The organism is Amycolatopsis pigmentata (assembly GCF_042684065.1).
GTDB lineage: Bacteria > Actinomycetota > Actinomycetes > Mycobacteriales > Pseudonocardiaceae > Amycolatopsis_E > Amycolatopsis_E pigmentata.
The window spans coordinates 623975-640604 of the sequence record NZ_JBHUKR010000006.1 but is presented as its reverse complement, the minus strand read 5'-3'; the positions used below and the strand labels follow the sequence as shown (position 1 = coordinate 640604).

General features: G+C 69.0%; 12 protein-coding genes. 5 read left to right on the top strand and 7 right to left on the bottom strand.

The window, feature by feature from the left end; translation table 11 throughout:
• Positions 1 to 76 precede the first annotated feature (76 nt).
• Positions 77 to 802 carry a TetR/AcrR family transcriptional regulator gene (locus ACFSXZ_RS10870; protein ID WP_378263964.1) on the bottom strand — a complete coding sequence of 242 codons (726 nt, stop codon included), beginning with the start codon at positions 800 to 802 and terminating at the stop codon, positions 77 to 79.
• A gap of 37 nt (positions 803 to 839) precedes the next feature.
• Between ACFSXZ_RS10870 and ACFSXZ_RS10865 the strand changes: the two genes are divergently transcribed.
• On the top strand, positions 840 to 1028 hold the full coding sequence (locus ACFSXZ_RS10865) for a zinc-binding dehydrogenase (protein WP_378263962.1): 189 nt from the start codon (positions 840 to 842) through the stop codon (positions 1026 to 1028).
• A gap of 39 nt (positions 1029 to 1067) precedes the next feature.
• Here the strand turns inward: ACFSXZ_RS10865 and ACFSXZ_RS10860 are convergent, their stop codons facing one another.
• The gene (locus ACFSXZ_RS10860) at positions 1068 to 1946 is read right to left on the bottom strand and encodes an alpha/beta fold hydrolase (protein WP_378263960.1); all 879 of its coding nucleotides are present in this window, start codon (positions 1944 to 1946) and stop codon (positions 1068 to 1070) included.
• A 98-nt stretch (positions 1947 to 2044) separates the two neighbouring features.
• On the opposite strand from ACFSXZ_RS10860, the gene ACFSXZ_RS10855 reads away from it, so the two are divergent.
• Positions 2045 to 4021 (top strand): BTAD domain-containing putative transcriptional regulator, encoded by a 1977-nt coding sequence (locus ACFSXZ_RS10855; RefSeq protein ID WP_378263958.1) that lies wholly within the window; start codon positions 2045 to 2047, stop codon positions 4019 to 4021.
• Here ACFSXZ_RS10855 and ACFSXZ_RS10850 read toward each other — a convergent pair.
• The 5 genes from ACFSXZ_RS10850 to ACFSXZ_RS10830 all read right to left on the bottom strand — a co-directional run bounded on the left by ACFSXZ_RS10850 (position 4018) and on the right by ACFSXZ_RS10830 (position 9630).
• A complete protein-coding gene (locus ACFSXZ_RS10850) occupies positions 4018 to 5658 on the bottom strand; it encodes an AMP-binding protein (protein WP_378263956.1) in 1641 nt (546 codons plus the stop codon). The two genes, ACFSXZ_RS10855 and ACFSXZ_RS10850, sit on opposite strands and share 4 nt — an antisense overlap.
• Positions 5659 to 5689: 31 nt before the next feature.
• Positions 5690 to 6553 (bottom strand): bifunctional 5,10-methylenetetrahydrofolate dehydrogenase/5,10-methenyltetrahydrofolate cyclohydrolase, encoded by an 864-nt coding sequence (locus ACFSXZ_RS10845; protein WP_378263954.1) that lies wholly within the window; start codon positions 6551 to 6553, stop codon positions 5690 to 5692.
• Positions 6554 to 6556: 3 nt separating this feature from the next.
• The gene (gene purU / locus ACFSXZ_RS10840; protein ID WP_378263952.1) at positions 6557 to 7429 is read right to left on the bottom strand and encodes a formyltetrahydrofolate deformylase; all 873 of its coding nucleotides are present in this window, start codon (positions 7427 to 7429) and stop codon (positions 6557 to 6559) included.
• Positions 7429 to 8310, bottom strand: a complete 882-nt coding sequence (locus ACFSXZ_RS10835) for a methylenetetrahydrofolate reductase (RefSeq protein WP_378263950.1) — start codon at positions 8308 to 8310, stop codon at positions 7429 to 7431. Before ACFSXZ_RS10835 ends, purU begins: the two co-directional genes overlap by 1 nt.
• Before the next feature lie 168 nt (positions 8311 to 8478).
• Positions 8479 to 9630, bottom strand: coding sequence for a chorismate-binding protein (locus tag ACFSXZ_RS10830; protein WP_378263948.1), 1152 nt, complete (start codon positions 9628 to 9630; stop codon positions 8479 to 8481).
• A gap of 186 nt (positions 9631 to 9816) precedes the next feature.
• On the opposite strand from ACFSXZ_RS10830, the gene ACFSXZ_RS10825 reads away from it, so the two are divergent.
• From ACFSXZ_RS10825 to ACFSXZ_RS10815, 3 genes are all read left to right on the top strand, one after another.
• Positions 9817 to 10521 (top strand): 4-carboxy-4-hydroxy-2-oxoadipate aldolase/oxaloacetate decarboxylase, encoded by a 705-nt coding sequence (locus ACFSXZ_RS10825; protein WP_378263946.1) that lies wholly within the window; start codon positions 9817 to 9819, stop codon positions 10519 to 10521.
• A gap of 307 nt (positions 10522 to 10828) precedes the next feature.
• Complete coding sequence (gene ligM, locus ACFSXZ_RS10820) at positions 10829 to 12229, top strand: vanillate/3-O-methylgallate O-demethylase (protein WP_378263944.1); 1401 nt, start codon at positions 10829 to 10831, stop codon at positions 12227 to 12229.
• 258 nt (positions 12230 to 12487) lie between these two features.
• Positions 12488 to 16609, top strand: coding sequence for a SpoIIE family protein phosphatase (locus ACFSXZ_RS10815; RefSeq protein ID WP_378263942.1), 4122 nt, complete (start codon positions 12488 to 12490; stop codon positions 16607 to 16609).
• The last annotated feature ends 21 nt before the right edge of the window (positions 16610 to 16630 follow it).

Sequence of the window (16630 nt, the reverse complement as noted above, 5' to 3'; positions counted from 1 at the left end):
ATCCCGGAACCGGCGGCAGCCACATCACCCGATCCGGATTAAGTCCCGGGGGGCGACACCCCAAGGGCAGACGGTGTCACTTCCGGCGCGACGACCACTTCGCGTCGCGCAACCGCTCCAGGCCGTCGAGGAGCAGATCGAGCCCGAACTCGAACTCGGCCTGGTCGTCACACCACCCCGGGGTCGAATCCGGGTCATCGTGCGCGATCGCGCCCAGCATTCCGGCGAGATTGGGCAGATGCCCGGCCATCTTGGCGACCTCGGCTACGGCCTTCTCGTCGGCCGCGCCACCGCCGGGATCGAACAGTTCCTGGCTGAACCCGAGCGCCCGGCTGCCCAGGGCGTGCAGCGCATGGTGGGCCAGGTCGTGGGAAAGACCGCCCCGCAGCATGAGCCCGAGCAGACCGTCGTAGTAGCGCAACACGGCCGGACTGGTCGTGGAACGGGTCTCCATCACGGCGGGCGCCCACCGATGCCGGAGAAAGACCTCGCGAGCGGACAGGATCCGCTGCCGTACGGCCTTCTTCCAGCCGTGTCCCTCGGCGGACACCTCGAGCCGGTCCACCACGTCGTTGATCTCCCGCACGACCAGGTCGACGATGCCGTCGAGGACCTCGTCCTTCTTCGCCACGTGGTAGTAGAGCGACATCGCCTCGGCCCCGAGTTCTTCGGCGAGACGGCGCATGGTGAGCGCGCTGATGCCGTGTTCGTCGGCGACCTTGACCGCGGCCCGGAGTACGCGGTCCCGGCTCAGCGGGATCCGGGGCGCGGATTCGGCTTGTCCCTGGGTGGCCACCCGCATCAACCTACCTCGCGCCTGAGCGTACGAGGTAAAACCGGTGGCGGACGCCGTCGCTTACCGGGACAAGAAGGACGCTCTGACGACACTGGCCGGGCTCGTCGAAGACGGCGCGGTCACGCCGGTCATCGACCGGTGTTATCCGTTCGGCGAAATCCGGACCGCGATCGGCTACCAGGAACAGGGACACGCCCGGGGCAAGGTCGTGGTCACGGTCCGCGCCGCGTGACCAGTGCGCTCCACTTGTCATCACCGGGCCCGGTAGCGATCACCGTTTCATCAGATCCAGGATCAGCGTGGCGACGTCTCCGGGAGCTTCCTCGGCCATGAAGTGACCCGCCCGGGTGGTGAAGTGCTCCAGGTCGGTGGCCCACGGCCGCCAGATCGAGGCCGCGTCGAAGCCGAGCTGGCTTCCCCAGTCCTGTTGGAGAACCATCACCGGCATGGTGAGCCGGTTACCGGCGTCGAGGTCGGCTTGGTCGTGGGTGATGTCGACGGTCGCGGTGGCCCGGTAGTCGGCGACGATCGACGGAACGGCGTCCCGGCATGAGCGGAGGTATTCGGCGCGTACGTCCGCGGGGATCGCGCCGGGGTCGTTGGCCCAGCTGTCGAGGAAATGTCCGAAGAACGCGTCGGCTTCGGCGGCGATCATCCGCTCGGGCAGGCCGGGGGGCTGAGCCATCAGATAGAGGTGGAAGGCCACCGCCGCGCTGACCCCATGGAGAACGTTCCAGGTGTCCAGCGTGGGGACGATGTCGAGGATCCCCAGATGACTGACGCGATCCGGATGATCGAGCCCGGCCCGGAAGGCGACATGGGCTCCGCGGTCGTGACCGACCAGGGCGAACTCGCCGAACCCCAGTGCGTCGGCCAAGCCGACGATGTCCGCGGCCATGGTCCGCTTCGAGTAGGTGTTCTCGTCGACCGCCACTGGCTTGCCGCTGGCGCCGTAACCACGAAGGTCCGGGCAAAGCACGGTGCGGTGCTCGGCGAGGACCGGGCCGACATGCCGCCACATCAGGTTGGTCTGGGGAAAACCGTGGAGCAGCACAAGCGCCGGACCGTGACCTCCCATCGTGACATTCAGCTCGACACCGTCCGCCACGCCGATCTGCCTGGTTTCGAATCCTGGAACGGTGATGCCCATCGAGTGTCGTCTCCTTCGCGTAGATGCGTGAACGGGAGAAGGATCCGAGAGGTGGGTTAGCAACGGATCAGCGGCTCGGGCGTGCCGTGGAGGACAATGTGCCCGTGGAGGTCTTCGTCGCCGTACTCGGGCCGGTTCAGGCCGTTGACGCCAGTGGGCATCCGCTGGCGGTCGGCAGCCTGCGCCGTCGCGAGTTGCTGGGACGGCTGGTCGCGGCCGGCGGACGAGCCGTTCCGTTGCCGATGCTCATCGGTGACCTCTGGGAAGATCCGCCGCCCGGTGCGGCCGGCGCCGTCCGTACGTTCATCTCCGAACTGCGGCGTGCCCTCGAGCCGGATCGCTCCCCGCGAGCCCGGTCGAAGGTCATCGAAACCGTCGGAACCGCCTACGCCTTGCGGATTCCACGGGCACAAATTGACGCCCACCGTTTCGAGGACGCCCTTCGGGGCGTGCGGGGCGCACCCAGCGGCCAGATAGTCAGTGTCCTGGACGAGGCGCTCTCCTGGTGGACGGGCGAACCTTACGCGGACCTCGGCACATCGGCCTGGGTGACGCGGGAGCGGGCCCGGCTGGCGGAGCTTCACTCGCACGCGATCGAGTCCCGCGCTCGCGCGGCCCTCGACCTGGGACGCGGCGAGGCGCTGGTCGCGGAACTCGAAGCGTTCGCGACCTCACATCCGTGGCGCGAACAGGCCTGGGTGTTGTTTTCGCATGCCCTGTACCAAGCCGACCGCCAAGTCGACGCCTTGGCGTCACTCCGCACGGCTCGCACCCGGCTGCTCGATCAGTTCGGATTGGACGCGGCGAGCAGTCTCGACCGGCTCGAAGGCGATGTCCTCCGGCACGATCCGCGGCTGGTTCCGGTGCCACAGGCCGACTCGCGGCTTCGGCTGCTGACGCGCACGGAAGCGACCGGAACCTACACCCGGCTGCGCTCGATGAGTACCGTGGCGAAGGCCGCGGCGCTGACCGGTGGAGCCAACCTTGTGCTGGCTCAGGCACAACGCGCCGAAGCGGTCGCGGAAGCGGAAAGGACGGGAGATCCCGGTCTCACGGCCCGCGTCATCGCCGCGTACGACGTCCCGACAATGTGGACTCGCAGCGACGAACCGGGCCAAGCCCGAGCCCTCGTCGAAACCATCCGGCGCACTCTGCGCAGACTCGGGCCGGACGCACCGCCCGCGCTGCGCGCTCGTCTACTCGCGACTGTCGCCCTGGAACATCGCGGGTCGCGGGACCGCTGGGCGGCCGGCGCCGCGCTCGAAGCCGAACGGACCGCCCGCGATCTGGCCGACCCCAACGTGCTGGCTCTCGCCCTCAACGCGCGGTTCGTCCAGTCGTTCCAGCGACCAGGGCGGACCGGGGAGCGCGATGACCTCGCCACCGAACTCGTCGCCCTCGCCACCCGCCACGATCTCCCCGCCTTCGAGATTCTCGGGCACCTCATCAAGATCCAGGTTCACGCGGCGCGCGGCGAAATCGAGGCAGGGCAACACCATGTGTCAGCCGCCGAACGTCTCGCCACCGTGCACGAGAGCCCGCTCGTTCCCGTGCTCACCTCGGCCTACCGGGCAATGCTGTTGACGGAGCCCACGCTCGCCGAGGCCGCTTATCGTGGTGTCGCCGCGAATCTCGCCCGCGCGGGAATGCCGGGCGTCGAGGCCGGCCTTTTCCCACTCGCGCTGCTCTCCCTGCGCCTTCGTCATCGGCGCCCCGCGCCGACCGACCCTGGCCTGGACTGGGGCCCCTACCGGCCGTGGGTCCAACCGCTGCTCCACCTCGCCCACGACGATCTCTCCGCGGCTCGCCGCGCCGCCGCCGGACTGCCCGAGCCACCCGCCGACCATCTCTATGACGCGCTCTGGGCCGTCAACGCGCACACCGCGCTCCTGCTCGGCGACGAAACCCTTGCCGCGCGAGCCTATGACGCCCTCTCCCCGTTCCGAAGCGAAATCGCCGGAGGGACGACCGCGATGCTCAGCTTCGGCCGCGTCGATAACATCCTGCGCAGCCTGTGTCAAAGTTTCGTTGTGGAGCGAGGTGGCTTTGCTCGGCAGCCACCTCGCTCCCGTTAAGAACCCCCGTGCGGGTGACCGTGTTCGAGGGCGGTTTGGACCGTTCGCTTCGCCCAGGCGACTTCCATCTTGCCGGTCGGCGTGCGCGGGAGTTCAGGGAGCAGCACGACGGTGCGGGGCACCTTGTAGCCCGCCAGGCCACGCCGCACCCAGTCCTGGATGTCGTGCTCGGTCAAGGCGTCGTTGGTGGTCGCCACGACCGCCGCGACCCGTTCTCCCCAGGTGTCGTCGGCGACGCCGACGACGATTCCGTCGGTGACGTCCGGATGGCTCAGCACCGCGTCCTCGACCTCCTGGGGATGCACCTTTTCCCCGCCGGTGTTGATGACGCCCGATCCCCTGCCGAGGAACCGGATCGCGCCGTCGGCGTCGACGGTGGCGAGGTCGCCCGGGATCGAGTAGCGCACGCCCTCGATGGTGCGGAAGGTGGTCGCGCTCTTCGCCACGTCCTTGTAGTAGCCCAGCGGCATCGGCCCGCTGTAGGCCAGCACGCCGGTCTGCTCGCTGCCCGGCACGACCTCCTTGTCCTCGTCGGTGATCACCTTGGTGGCGGGAACCGGGAAGAACCGCGACGGCAGGTCGTCGACCGAGGTGGTGATGGCGAAGGCGAACGGGCCGCCTTCGCTGGAGGCGAGCGCATCGGTGATGGTGACCCGGGCCCGTTCGTGCAGTGCGCGCTTGAGCCGGTCGCTGAGCACCACGCCCGAACTGAGCACCGCCCGGAGGGAACCGAGATCGTGCGGGCGGCCGTCCCGTTCGGCGGCGGCCAGTTCGTCGACGAGCGGCTGGCAGACCGCGTTGCCCGCCACGATGATCAGCGCCACCCGCTCCTGCGCGACGGTGGTCCAGACATGACGCGGATCGAGCCTTCCCGGGCGCACGGTGACCACCCGGCCGCCGACCAGCAGCGCGCCCATCGAGTTGAACAACCCGGTGCCGTGCATGAGGGGCACGACCGGCATCGTCACCGGGGCAAGGCCCTCGCGCACCGCGCGGACCGCGATCCCGACCGCTTCGTCCACAGTAGACGGAAGTCCGGTCACCCCGAGCGGCCGGAAGATGGGCACGGTCAAGGAGTGCAGCAGGACGGCCTGCTCCCAGATCACGCCCTTGGGTTTCCCGGTGGTGCCGCCGGTGTACATGAAGAGCTGATCCGAGCCGGGCCGGGGCTCGGCGGGCCGGGGTTCGGTCGCGGCGAGCAGGTCCTCCAGTTCGGGCACGTCGGGCCCGCCGGTGGACGCCGCGCCCACCCGGACCGCGAGCCGGAGCGTCGGCAGGCTTCCCACGGCGTGCGTGACGTTCGCGGCGAGTTCCCCGCTGAAGACCAGCGCCGCGGCGTCGGCATCGGCGAGCAGCGACGACAGTTCGTCCTCGGTGTAGCGGTAGTTCGCGTTGACCGGCACCGCGCCGATCTTGAACGCGGCGAACACCGTCTCCAGGTAGGCGGAACCGTTGTAGAGATAGCACGCCACCTTGTCACCCGGTCCGACCCCGGCCGCCGCCAGCGCGGCGGCCAGGCGCGCGGACCGTTGCTCGAACTCGGCGTAGGTGTGGTCCCGGCCGGGCTCCGAGATCGCGATCGTCCCGGGCAGTTCGCGGGCGATCGCCTCCCAGATCGTTCCGAACGAAACGTCCACGTTCAGGCCTCCTTTGGCCGGGAAAGGGGATTCACATGGGAAATTCCTTCTCGCGCGCGGATTCGTGCTCGTAGGCGGCCCGGACGGTCTGGACCAGCAGGGTGGCGATCGTCATGGGCCCCACTCCGCCCGGCACCGGCGTGATGAAGGACGCCCGTTCGGCGGCGGCCTCGAACTCCACGTCACCGGTGTTGTCCGCGTATCCGGCGTCGACGACGACCGCACCGGGTTTGATCCATTCGCCACGGATCAGCCCGGGCCGTCCCGCCGCCGCCACGACCACGTCCGCTTCCGCGATCCGGTCGCCCAGCGACGGTGTGCGGGAATGGCAGTAGGTCACCGTCGCGTCGCGCGCCAGCAGCAACATCCCGGCAGGCTTCCCGAGAATGGGGCTCCGCCCGACGACCACGGCGTGCTTGCCCGACAGAGGAATGTCGTAGGCGTCCAGTAACGCCATGATCCCGCCCGGCGTCGCGGACTCGAAGCCGCCTTCGGCGAACGCCATGGTGGCGAACGAAGTGCGCGTGACGCCGTCGACGTCCTTGCCCGGGGCGATCGCCTCGAACGCCGCTCGCTCGTCGATCCCCGCCGGGACCGGGTGCTGGAGCAGAATCCCGTCGACGGCGGGATCGTCCGACAGCGCCCTGATCCGGCCGACGAGTTCGGCGGTGGTGACCTCCGCCGCGAGGTCGATCCGCCGCGAGGAGATCCCGGCCTTGGCGCACCGGTTCGCCTTCATGCGGACGTAGGTGTGCGACGCGGGATCGTCGCCCACGAGAACCGTGGCCAGCGTCGGCGCCCGGTCGTAGGCGGCGACGAACTTCTCGACGTCGTCACTCACCCGCTCGAGAATCCGCGCCGAAACCGCGCGCCCGTCCAGAATCGTCGCCGTCACGGGTCAGAACACCACCGTCGAATTGCCGTCGCGGATGACCCGGTCGTCACAATGCCAGGTCACCGCCCTGGCCAGCACCAGGCGCTCGACATCGGCGCCCTTGCGTTGCAGTTCCTGCGCGGATTCCTGATGCGACACGCGAATCACGTCCTGCTCGATGATAGGTCCTTCGTCGAGATCCTCGGTCACGTAGTGCGCGGTCGCGCCCACCAGTTTCACGCCGCGCTCCTTGGCCCGCTGGTAGGGACCGGCGCCCATGAAAGCGGGCAGGAAAGAATGATGAATGTTGATCACCGGCACGCCGAGCTCCTCCAGGAACCCGCCGGACACGATCTGCATGTAGCGCGCCAGCACCAGCAGGTCCACATTGCCCTTGAGCAGATTGAGCTGTTCCTTCTCGGCGACCGGCTTCTTCCCCTTCTCCACGGGCACGTGGAAGAACGGGATGCCGAATCCGCGCACGTCGTCCCCCAGGTCGGGGTGGTTCGACACGACCATCGGGATGGTGACGTTCAGCTCGCCGCGGCGCTGCCGCCACAACAGGTCGAGCAGGCAGTGGTCGGCCTTGGAGACGAAGATCGCGACCCGCTTCCGCCGCCTGGCCTCGACCAGCCGGTAGGTCAGGCCCAGTTCCTCGGTCAGTCGCTGTTCGAGCGCGGCGTTCAGCGCACCGATCTTCACCGACAGGTCCTGCAGGTGGAAGACGGTGCGCTGGAAGAAACGACCGCCCGAAGGGTCGCTGGAGGTCTGGTCCAGCGCGACGATGTTCGCGCCGTGCTCGGCCAGGACGCTGGAGACGCCCGAGACGATGCCGGGACGGTCGGCGCCCTGCACGATCAGGCGGCCGTAGTCCCGTGCGGAAACGTTGTCCGTCATCAGCGACCATCCTTTTCGGAGACCGCGGCGAGCAGTTCCTGGCGCCAGCGTTCGGTCCCGCGGAGTTCGTTGAAGGTGAAGATGTGCAGGCCGCGGATGTTGTTCCGGGTCCGGCCCGCCGCGGACGCGAGCCGCTTGACGAGTTTCGTCGGGTTGTAGCCGCCCGGCAACAGGAAACGCCACAACAGGCTCTGCTGCTTCTGCAGGAACCGCGCCGACTGGCCGAGCCCGATGCCGGCCGAGATCCGCATCAGCTTCTGCCGGTTGACCGGGCCGGGCATGCCGACGTAGACGGGCAACTCGATACCGGCGGCGGCGATGTTCGCGGCCCAGGTGCTCGTCGTGGTGGCGTCGAAGCAGATCTGGGTGAGCACCCGGGTGGCCAGCGGTGCCTTCTGTTTCAGCGCGAGGTCGATCGCCTCCTGCGGAATCAGCGCGTGCCCCTCCGGATACCCTCCGATGCCGACCTCGGTGAAGGGATGGTTCGCCTTTTCCATCGCCTGAAGCAGCGAGAAGGCGTCGGGGAAGACACCCGCCGGTTCCGGCGCGTCACCGCCGACGACGAAGACGGACCGCACCCCGGCCTCCGACAGCCGGGCGACCACGTCGGCGACATGCGCGGCGTCGACGAACTGGCGTGCCGGCAGGTGTGGCGCGGCCTGGTAACCGTGTCCCAGCAGGCGCTCGGTGAGGTTCAGCGTGTGGTCGATCCCCTTCGCCTCGGTCACCGTGACCGTGAGCGGGACGCTCTTGGGCACGTACGCGAGCACGTCGGCTTCGGTGTTCTTGAACGGCATGACCTCGTAGCTCATGGTGCGTACCAGGTCCGCGAGACCCGGCCGTGGGCTCGCGGCGCCGTTCGCCTCCTTGCGTGGGCTCATCTGTAGTCTCCTCATCCCGTGCGCGAGCTTCGACGCTCGAGCGGGCGGGGCCGGCAACACCGCCCCCGGGTAGTACAACCGAAGACACGGCGCGTTTCGCCCGGCATCGAGACTCAGTTGTGCGCGACAAATGACACAGGCGCACGAGACTCCGGCTGGAGAAAACGTTTACGGCTTCGAAATCAGCACCGCCGTTTTGGCTCGCAGTTCCGCGTATTCCGCGCCCGGCCGGGAGTCCCAGGTGATGCCACCACCGGTGCCGTAGGTGGCCGTGTCGCTGTCCCGGTCCACGACCAGGGTGCGGATCGCCACGTTGAAGCGGGCCTGGACCGGCGAATCCGGCGTCTCCGGCGGTCCGACCATGCCGATCGCTCCGCAGTAGACACCGCGCGGTCCGTCTTCGAGGTCCCGGATCAGCCGCATGGTCCGGGGTTTGGGCGCGCCGGTCACCGATCCGCACGGGAAGAGCGCGCCGAACACGTCGGCCAGATGCGTTTCCGGCCGCATGCGCGCGGTCACGTCGGAGGTCAGCTGGTGCACGGTTTCGTACCGCTCCGCCCGGCACAACGCGGTCACCGAGACGCTGCCGGTGACCGCGACCCGGGCGATGTCGTTGCGGACCAGATCGACGATCATGATGTTTTCCGCGCGTTCCTTCGCACTGGCGCGCAACCGGGAAACGATTTCCGCGTCCTCGTCCTCGGTCCTCCCCCGGGAGGCGGTCCCCTTCATCGGCCGCATGAGGACCTCGTCACCGGTGGTCGCGAAGAACAGTTCCGGGCTCGCACTCGCGATCGCGAACCGGCCGAGGTCCAGATAGGCGTTGTACGCGCCGCCCTGTCCATGGGCCAGATCCGCGTAGAGCCCGGTCAGATCCCCGAAGGCCCGGCCGGTCATCCGGGTGGTCAGGTTGCACTGGTAGGTCTCGCCCGCGGCGATGTGGCGCCGGACCGCTTCGACCTGGCGCGCGTGGCGGCCGGAGTCCCACTGGCACACCCAGTCGCCGGAGTGATAGCCGAGGCCCCCCTGACCACGCACGACGGGCACCGCCTCCCGCGCGGCGCAGACGCCGAACCAGGCCAGCGGCAAACCCTCCACGGGGTCGTGCACGACGAGGGAAGGATCGAAGCCCGCGGCGGCTTCGTAGGCGACGAAACCGAAGGCCCACCACCCGTTCCGGGCCGCGAGTTCGACCTCGGCGAGCACGTCCGGGACATCCTTGGCCTCGAAGGCGACCAGATCGTAGGCGACCTCGGGAAAACGCCACGCGGTACCGGCCCGGAGGTCGTCGAATCGACCCCAGGCGGTCAGCGGTCTCATGCCGGCCCGGTTTCCCGCGTTGTCACCGTGTAGACGGTAGGCCGTCCATTGGACTGGAGAAACGGCTTTATGTCGGTTCTCACGACGCCACTCGGCCGGTCGTGCCGCGTCAAATGACCTACGCCCGACCGGCTTCCGGGGCGCTAGGGTCGCAAGGAAGGTGCCGACGACCTCCGAGGAGATCCGATGGGTTCACCACAGCACGTGATCGTCACCGATCCGCCGCGCGCGGACAGCGAGAAGGTCGGCAGGCTCGCCGGATACGGCGTGGCGACGGTCCATGAAGCGCTCGGACGGACCGGTTACCTCGGTCCCGCCATCCGCCCGGTCCACCTCGGCTCCCGCGTGGGCGGCACCGCCGTCACGGTGCTTTCCTGGCCTGGTGACAACCTCATGATCCACGCGGCGGTCGAGCAGTGCCGCCCCGGAGACATCCTGGTGGTCACCACCACTTCCCCGTCCACCGACGGGATGTTCGGCGAACTGATCGCCACATCGCTTCAGGTGCGGGGTGTGGTCGGTCTGGTCACCGCCGCAGGGGTCCGCGACGTGGCCGAACTGCACGAAATGGGCTTTCCGGTGTGGTCCGCGGCGGTCAGCGCGCAGGGCACGGTCAAGGCGAGCCCGGGGGCGGTCAACGTGCCGATCACGATCGGCGGGCAACTCGTCCGGCCGGGAGACGCGATCATCGCCGACGACGACGGTGTCGTGTGCGTACCGCGAGAAGCCCTCGACCGCGCGCTCGACGCCTCACAGGTGCGTATCGAGAAGGAAGAAGCCACGCGCCAGGCGTACCGCGACGGCGAACTCGGCCTCGACCGTTACGGCCTGCGCGCCAAACTGAAAGAGCTGGGTGTGGAATACGTGAGCGCCGAAGAGTACGGCCTCTGAGGAACCGTCTGCGAATCGTGGGTCACCTGGGCAAAGTAACCAGCCGAACGCGCCATCCGAAGATAGCCGATCTTGGGGGCAGGGCTCCGGTCGGCCAAAGCGAGAGTCAAGCACTGAGGAGAGCCCTGGCCACGAGATCGGCTGGGCGCGTTCACCAACAACGCTGATGGGCTTACGTCATATGACGCACAAAGCGTTGCCGCTGTGGCGATTGAGTCCCCGCCATTCCTCCGTATCATCTGCCCTGGCGCTTGCGTAGCTTGAGGCCGATGGGATCGCCGAAGGTGTCGAACAAGAACGGATGCACATGAGCGCAAAAAACCTGCAGGAAGTGTTGGACCAGGCGGGCAACACGGTGGACCTGCTTCGTAACTCCCAGCTCGGGGCCTACATCTACCCGGTGGTCCCTGCCGAGTTCACGAACTGGCGCGCCGAGCAGCAGGCCTGGCGCGACGGGGCGGTGCTGTTCGACCAGTCGCACCACATGGTCAACCTGTTCATCTCGGGCCCGGACGCGCTGCGGCTGATCTCGGACACCGGGATCAACAGCGTGGCGAAGTTCCCGGTCGACACGGCGAAACAGTTCGTCCCGGTTTCCCCCGACGGCGGTGTCATCGGCGACGGCATCCTCTTCCACCTGGCGCAGGACGAGTTCGTGTTCGTCGGCCGCGCGCCCGTCGCGAACTACCTGACCTTCGTCGGCAGCAAGGGCTACAACGTCGAAATCCGGCTCGACCAGCGCTCCCCTTCGCGCCCGTACGGCAAGTCGGTCACCCGCGAGGTGTGGCGGTTCCAGATCCAGGGGCCGAACGCCTGGCAGGTCATCGAGAAGGTCAACGGCGGCACGGTCGAGCAGGTCAAGTTCTTCCGCATGGGCTACATGAACATCGCGGGTGAGCGGGTCCGCACCCTCCGCCACGGCATGGCGGGCGCGCCGGGCCTGGAGATCTGGGGCCCGTACGAGAGCTACGAGAAGGTGCGCGACGCCATCCTCGAAGCGGGCCGCGACCTCGGCCTCGAACCGTGTGGTTCGCGGGCGTACTCCTCCAACACGCTGGAGTCGGGCTGGATCCCGTCGCCGCTCCCGGCGATCTACAGCAGCGAGGAACTGCGTCCGTACCGCGAGTGGCTGAAGGCGGACAGCTACGAGGCGACCAACGCCCTGGCCGGCAGCTTCGTGTCCGACAAGATCGAGGACTACTACCTCAACCCGTGGGAGCTGGGCTACGGCTCGTTCGTCAAGTTCGACCACGACTTCGTGGGCCGTGACGCGCTGTCGAAGATCGACCCGGAGACCCAGCGCCGCAAGGTGACGCTGGCCTGGAACCCCGAGGACGTCGGCAAGCTCCTGGCCTCCCCGGCCGACCCGAAGGGCCCGGGTTACCAGTTCTTCGACCTGCCCAACGCCAACTACGGATCGTCGAACTTCGACTCCGTGCTCGACGCCGACGGCAGCGTCGTGGGCCTGTCGCTGTTCACCGGATACAGCGCGAACGAGCGCAGCGCGCTTTCGCTGGCGACCATCGACCCGAACGTCCCGCTCGGTGCGGAGGTCAAGGTGCTGTGGGGCGAGCCGGACGGCGGCACCCGCAAGACCACGGTGCAGCCGCACGAACAGCTCGCGGTGCGGGCGATCGTGAGCCCGGCGCCGTACTCGGTGATGGCGCGGGAGACCTACCAGCCCGGCTGGCGGAGCCAGGCCGGCTGAGCCGCGGCATCCACCCACTCGAGGACCGGCCTTCGGGCCGGTCCTCGGTCGTTTTCCGGCCTTCCCGCACCGGTCCCGGCGGGGAGAAGGTGTGCTGTGCCACGGTTTGGCAAGGCCCGATACCGGTTATAGCCTGACAGCGACAACGGGTACCGACTCCAGACGGCTGCCTGTCCCGTGGGCCGGCGTCGGGTCACCCAGTCTTCTCTGGGAGGTGCCCTGGAAGGCGGGTCGCCACTCTGGGAGGAGGTGAGTGTCGTGGCCGAGCCGCCGGCCGCGAGTCATCAAGGCGGCCACCCATACTCTCCCAGCCCGGACACGCGGCTCCCCCGGTTACCGGCGGAGGTGGACTGGACCGCCACGCCACTGGGCCCCGTGGCGGACTGGACACCCGCGCTGCGCACCACCGTGGACACCTGCCTGAGCTCACCTTTCCCCATGCTGATCATGTGGGGCCCGGAGCTGGCGATGGTCTACAACGAAGCCTTCGCGCCCATCCTCGGAGCGAAGCATCCCGCGCTCGGCAGGCGCGCCACCGAGATCTGGGACGACGCCTGGCCGGTGGTCGGAGGAATGATCAACAGCGTGCTCGACGGCGGCGAAGCCTCCTATCGCGACGACCTCAGGTTGATGCTCCGCAGGAACGGCTTCGACGAGGAGGTCTACTTCACCTTCGCCTACAGCCCGGTTTTCGAGCAGGACGGTGATGTCGGGGGCGTCCTCACGATCGTGAGCGAAACCACGCACCGCGTGCTGGGCGCCCGCCGGATGGAAGTGCTCCAGGAACTGGGCGACAGCAGAATCACCAGGGACGACGTCCGCGAAAGCTGCGAGACCTCGATGGAGGTACTCGCCGGGCATCGCGCCGATCTGCCGTTCGGGGCGATCTATCTGCTCGACGACGAGCACGCGCACGCGGTGGCGGGCTACGGGGTTCCCGGCACCGTGGGGCTTCCCGCCGGGCTGGCGGACGATGAATGGATCCTGCGGGCGATCACCATGGCGGAGCCGGTCACGCGCGACGGGCTGGCACCGGTGCTGGGGGTGTCCGCCCCCGAGTCCGCGGGCGGCGGCGCCGTGGACACCGCCGTCGCGCTGCCTCTGGCGGTGGCGGGACAGGAAAAGGCGGGCGGGGCACTGGTGCTGGGGGTCAGCCCCCATCTCGCCCTCGACGAGGGGTATCGCGGTTTTCTCGATCTGGTGGCGCGGCAGGTGGCCTCCGCGGTCAACGACGCCAAGGCCTACGCCGCCGAACGCCGCCGCGCCGAAGACCTCGCCGAACTCGACCGCGCGAAAACACGGTTCTTCACCGGGGTCAGCCACGAACTCCGCACCCCGCTGGCGCTGATTTCGGGTCCGGCCGAAGACGCGCTCGCCGACACCGCGAACCCGCTCACGCGGGAACACCGGCAGCGCATGGAGATCATCCATCGCAACGCCGGACGCCTGACGCGGCTGGTCGACACCCTGCTCGATTTCCACCGGATCGAAGACGGGCAGCTGCGCCCCGAACCCGGTGCCACCGAACTGGGCGAACTGACCCGCGGCATCGCCGAGTCCTTCGCCCCGGCCGTGGCGCGGGCGGGCCTGGAGTTCACCATCGACTGCCCGTCCGGTGACCGGCCCGTGCTGACCGACCGCGACATGTGGGAGAAGATCCTGCTGAACCTGCTGTCCAACGCGGTCAAGTACACCATGACCGGCGAGGTGCGGGTCAGCCTGCGCATCGCCGACGGCGAAGCCGACCTGCGGGTGAGCGACACCGGTGTCGGTATCCCGGCCGAAGAACTGCCGGCGCTGTTCCAGCGCTTCCATCAGGTGCGCGGGGTCACGGGCCGCTCACACGAAGGCTCCGGGATCGGGCTGGCGCTGGTGCGCGAACTCGCCCGCCTGCTGGGCGGGGACGTGGAGGCGTCGAGCCGGCCGGGCGAGGGAAGCACTTTCGCCGTGCGGATCCCGGTTCGCGAGGCCGGCGGTGCGGCGGCCGAAGCGGAGGAACCGGTTTTCGCGGGGCGGCAGGCCTATGTGGACGAAGCGCGGCAATGGGCCACGGGAGTCACCTCCGCGCCCGAACCGGGAACCGGCGCCGACCGGATCCTGGTCGCCGAGGACAACGCGGACCTGCGCCGGTACCTGTCGGGCCTGTTGGAGCCGTCGTACGAAGTCACCGTCGCCTCGAACGGGGACGACGCGCTGGACCAGGTCCGGCGCCGACGTCCGGACCTCATCCTCGCGGACATCATGATGCCCGGAATCGACGGTTTCGCGTTCCTGCGCGCACTGCGCGCCGATTCGTCCACCGCCGGGATCCCGGTGATCTTCCTCTCCGCCCGTGCCGGGGAGGACTCGGCCATCGAGGGGCTCGCCGCCGGGGCCGACGACTATCTGGTCAAGCCGTTCTCCTCGGCCGAACTGATGGCCCGCGTGCGCTCGAACCTCGATCTGGCCCGTGTCCGCAATCACGAGTCGGCCTGGCGCAAGGCGCTCCTCAACTCGATGCAGGACGGGTTCTTCGTGGCCACCGCGTCGGGCACGGTGGTGGAGATCAACGACGCCTTCACCGAGGTTCTCGGGTATCCGGCGGGCGAACTGCCGCTGCCGCTCCCGCATCCGTGGTGGCCGTCGGAGGACGACGACCCCGAAGGTTTCGCCCACGTCAGCGCCACGATGGAAAGGGCGCTGCGGACCGGGCGCGGCCGGTGGGTCCTTCCGTTGCACCATCGCGACGGCCGGAATCTGTGGGTGAATCTCGCCATCGACGCGCTCGGGGAGGGCGAGCACCGGCTCATCGTCGGAACCCTGCGCGATGTCACCGCCGAACACGTCGCGGCGGAACGGGACGCGGCGCTGGCGCGGCTGGCCGGCAGGCTCACCGGAATCGAAGACGCCGAACGGATTCTCGAAGTCGGGTTGAGCGAACTGCGCGACGTCTGGCAGGCGGCGCGAGTGTCCACTGTGGCCTGGCAGCGCGACGGGAACCCGGTCGTCACCGCGACGACGGACCCCGCGCGGCCGTCCGTCCGCGACTTTCTCCCGGACGGCGCCGAGGAGTCCACCCGCACGGGCCGGATTCTCACCGCGCCGATCGCCACCCCGGACGGCGATCCGGTCACCGGCATCGGGGCGCCGATCTCCGACGAGTTCGACCTGGTTCTGGTGTGGCTCGAATTCTCCGGCAGGAGGCCGTTTCCCGCGGCGGAGCGGGCTTTGCTGGTCCAACTGTGCGCGCATCTCCAGCGGGCGCTGGGCCGGGCCCGTGCCTTCGACGACCAGCGCAAGGTCGCGCTGACGCTGCAACGGTCCCTGCTCGGTCCGGCCGGCCTGCCCGACGCCTTCGCCGTCCGCTACGAACCCGCCAGCGCGACCCTGGAGGTCGGTGGCGACTGGTACGACGTGGTCAGCCTGCCGAGCGGCCGGTACGGGGTCGTCGTCGGCGATGTGGTCGGCCGTGGTCTGCCGGCGGCGACCGTGATGGGCCAGCTGCGCAGTGCGGCGCGCGCGCTGCTGCTGGAGAACAACTCCCCCGCCGAGGTGCTCACCGCCCTCGACCGGTTCAGCACGCTGATCCCGGCAGCGCGCTGCTGCACGGTCTTCTGTGCCGTCGTCGACTCCCATGGCCACACCGCGAACTACAGCAGCGCCGGACATCTCCCCGCGTTGCTCGCCCACCCGGACGGCACGGTGCGGCGGCTCGACGAGGCCCAGTCGCTGCCCCTGTCCGTCAGGCCGGAGGTCGGCAGGCCCGAAGCGAACACCGAATTGCCCGCGGGTTCGACCCTGCTGCTCTACACCGACGGCCTGGTGGAACGACGGCGCGAGCTGATCGACCTCGGTATCGGCCGCGCGGCCACGGTGCTGACCGAAAGTGCCGAGCGGCCACCCGAAGACATCGCCGACGACCTGGCCGCGCGCCTGCTCGCCGGCGACCACGAAGACGATGTCGCGTTCCTGATCTACCGGCAGCCGTCCACCCCCGCGCCCCTGGCGAGGTCCTTCCCCGCGGAACCCCGGAACCTCGCGGAAAACCGCCGCGCGCTGCGGGTCTGGCTCGGCACGGCGGGAGCGGACGCGGACACCGTCAACGATCTTCTCGTCGCCGTGAACGAAGCCGTCACCAACGCCATCGAGCACGCCTACCGGCAGGGCGAAGCCGGAAGCGTGCACGTGGAGGCCGATTTGGACACCGCGGGTGTCCTCCGGATCGCGGTACGTGACAACGGACGATGGCTCCACACCCCATCGTCGCCTGCCCATCGCGGCCGCGGACTGACGCTGATGCGGGCGCTGACCGACAACGTGGACGTGGTCACCGGCACCGAGGGCACCGCGGTCCGTCTCACCCGGAGGATCGCGCCCGAAGCCCTGTCCACTGTGGATTGATCACGCCACCGGTCCGGTCTC

What these genes read in the sequence shown, in the direction of transcription:
- ACFSXZ_RS10870 (WP_378263964.1), bottom strand. Translation starts at nt 802, where the DNA reads ATGCGGGTGGCCACCCAGGGACAAGCCGAATCCGCGCCCCGGATCCCG.
- ACFSXZ_RS10860 (WP_378263960.1), bottom strand. Translation starts at nt 1,946, where the DNA reads ATGGGCATCACCGTTCCAGGATTCGAAACCAGGCAGATCGGCGTGGCG.
- purU (WP_378263952.1), bottom strand. Translation starts at nt 7,429, where the DNA reads ATGACGGACAACGTTTCCGCACGGGACTACGGCCGCCTGATCGTGCAG.
- ACFSXZ_RS10835 (WP_378263950.1), bottom strand. Translation starts at nt 8,310, where the DNA reads ATGAGCCCACGCAAGGAGGCGAACGGCGCCGCGAGCCCACGGCCGGGT.
- ACFSXZ_RS10830 (WP_378263948.1), bottom strand. Translation starts at nt 9,630, where the DNA reads ATGAGACCGCTGACCGCCTGGGGTCGATTCGACGACCTCCGGGCCGGT.
- ACFSXZ_RS10825 (WP_378263946.1), top strand. Translation starts at nt 9,817, where the DNA reads ATGGGTTCACCACAGCACGTGATCGTCACCGATCCGCCGCGCGCGGAC.
- ligM (WP_378263944.1), top strand. Translation starts at nt 10,829, where the DNA reads ATGAGCGCAAAAAACCTGCAGGAAGTGTTGGACCAGGCGGGCAACACG.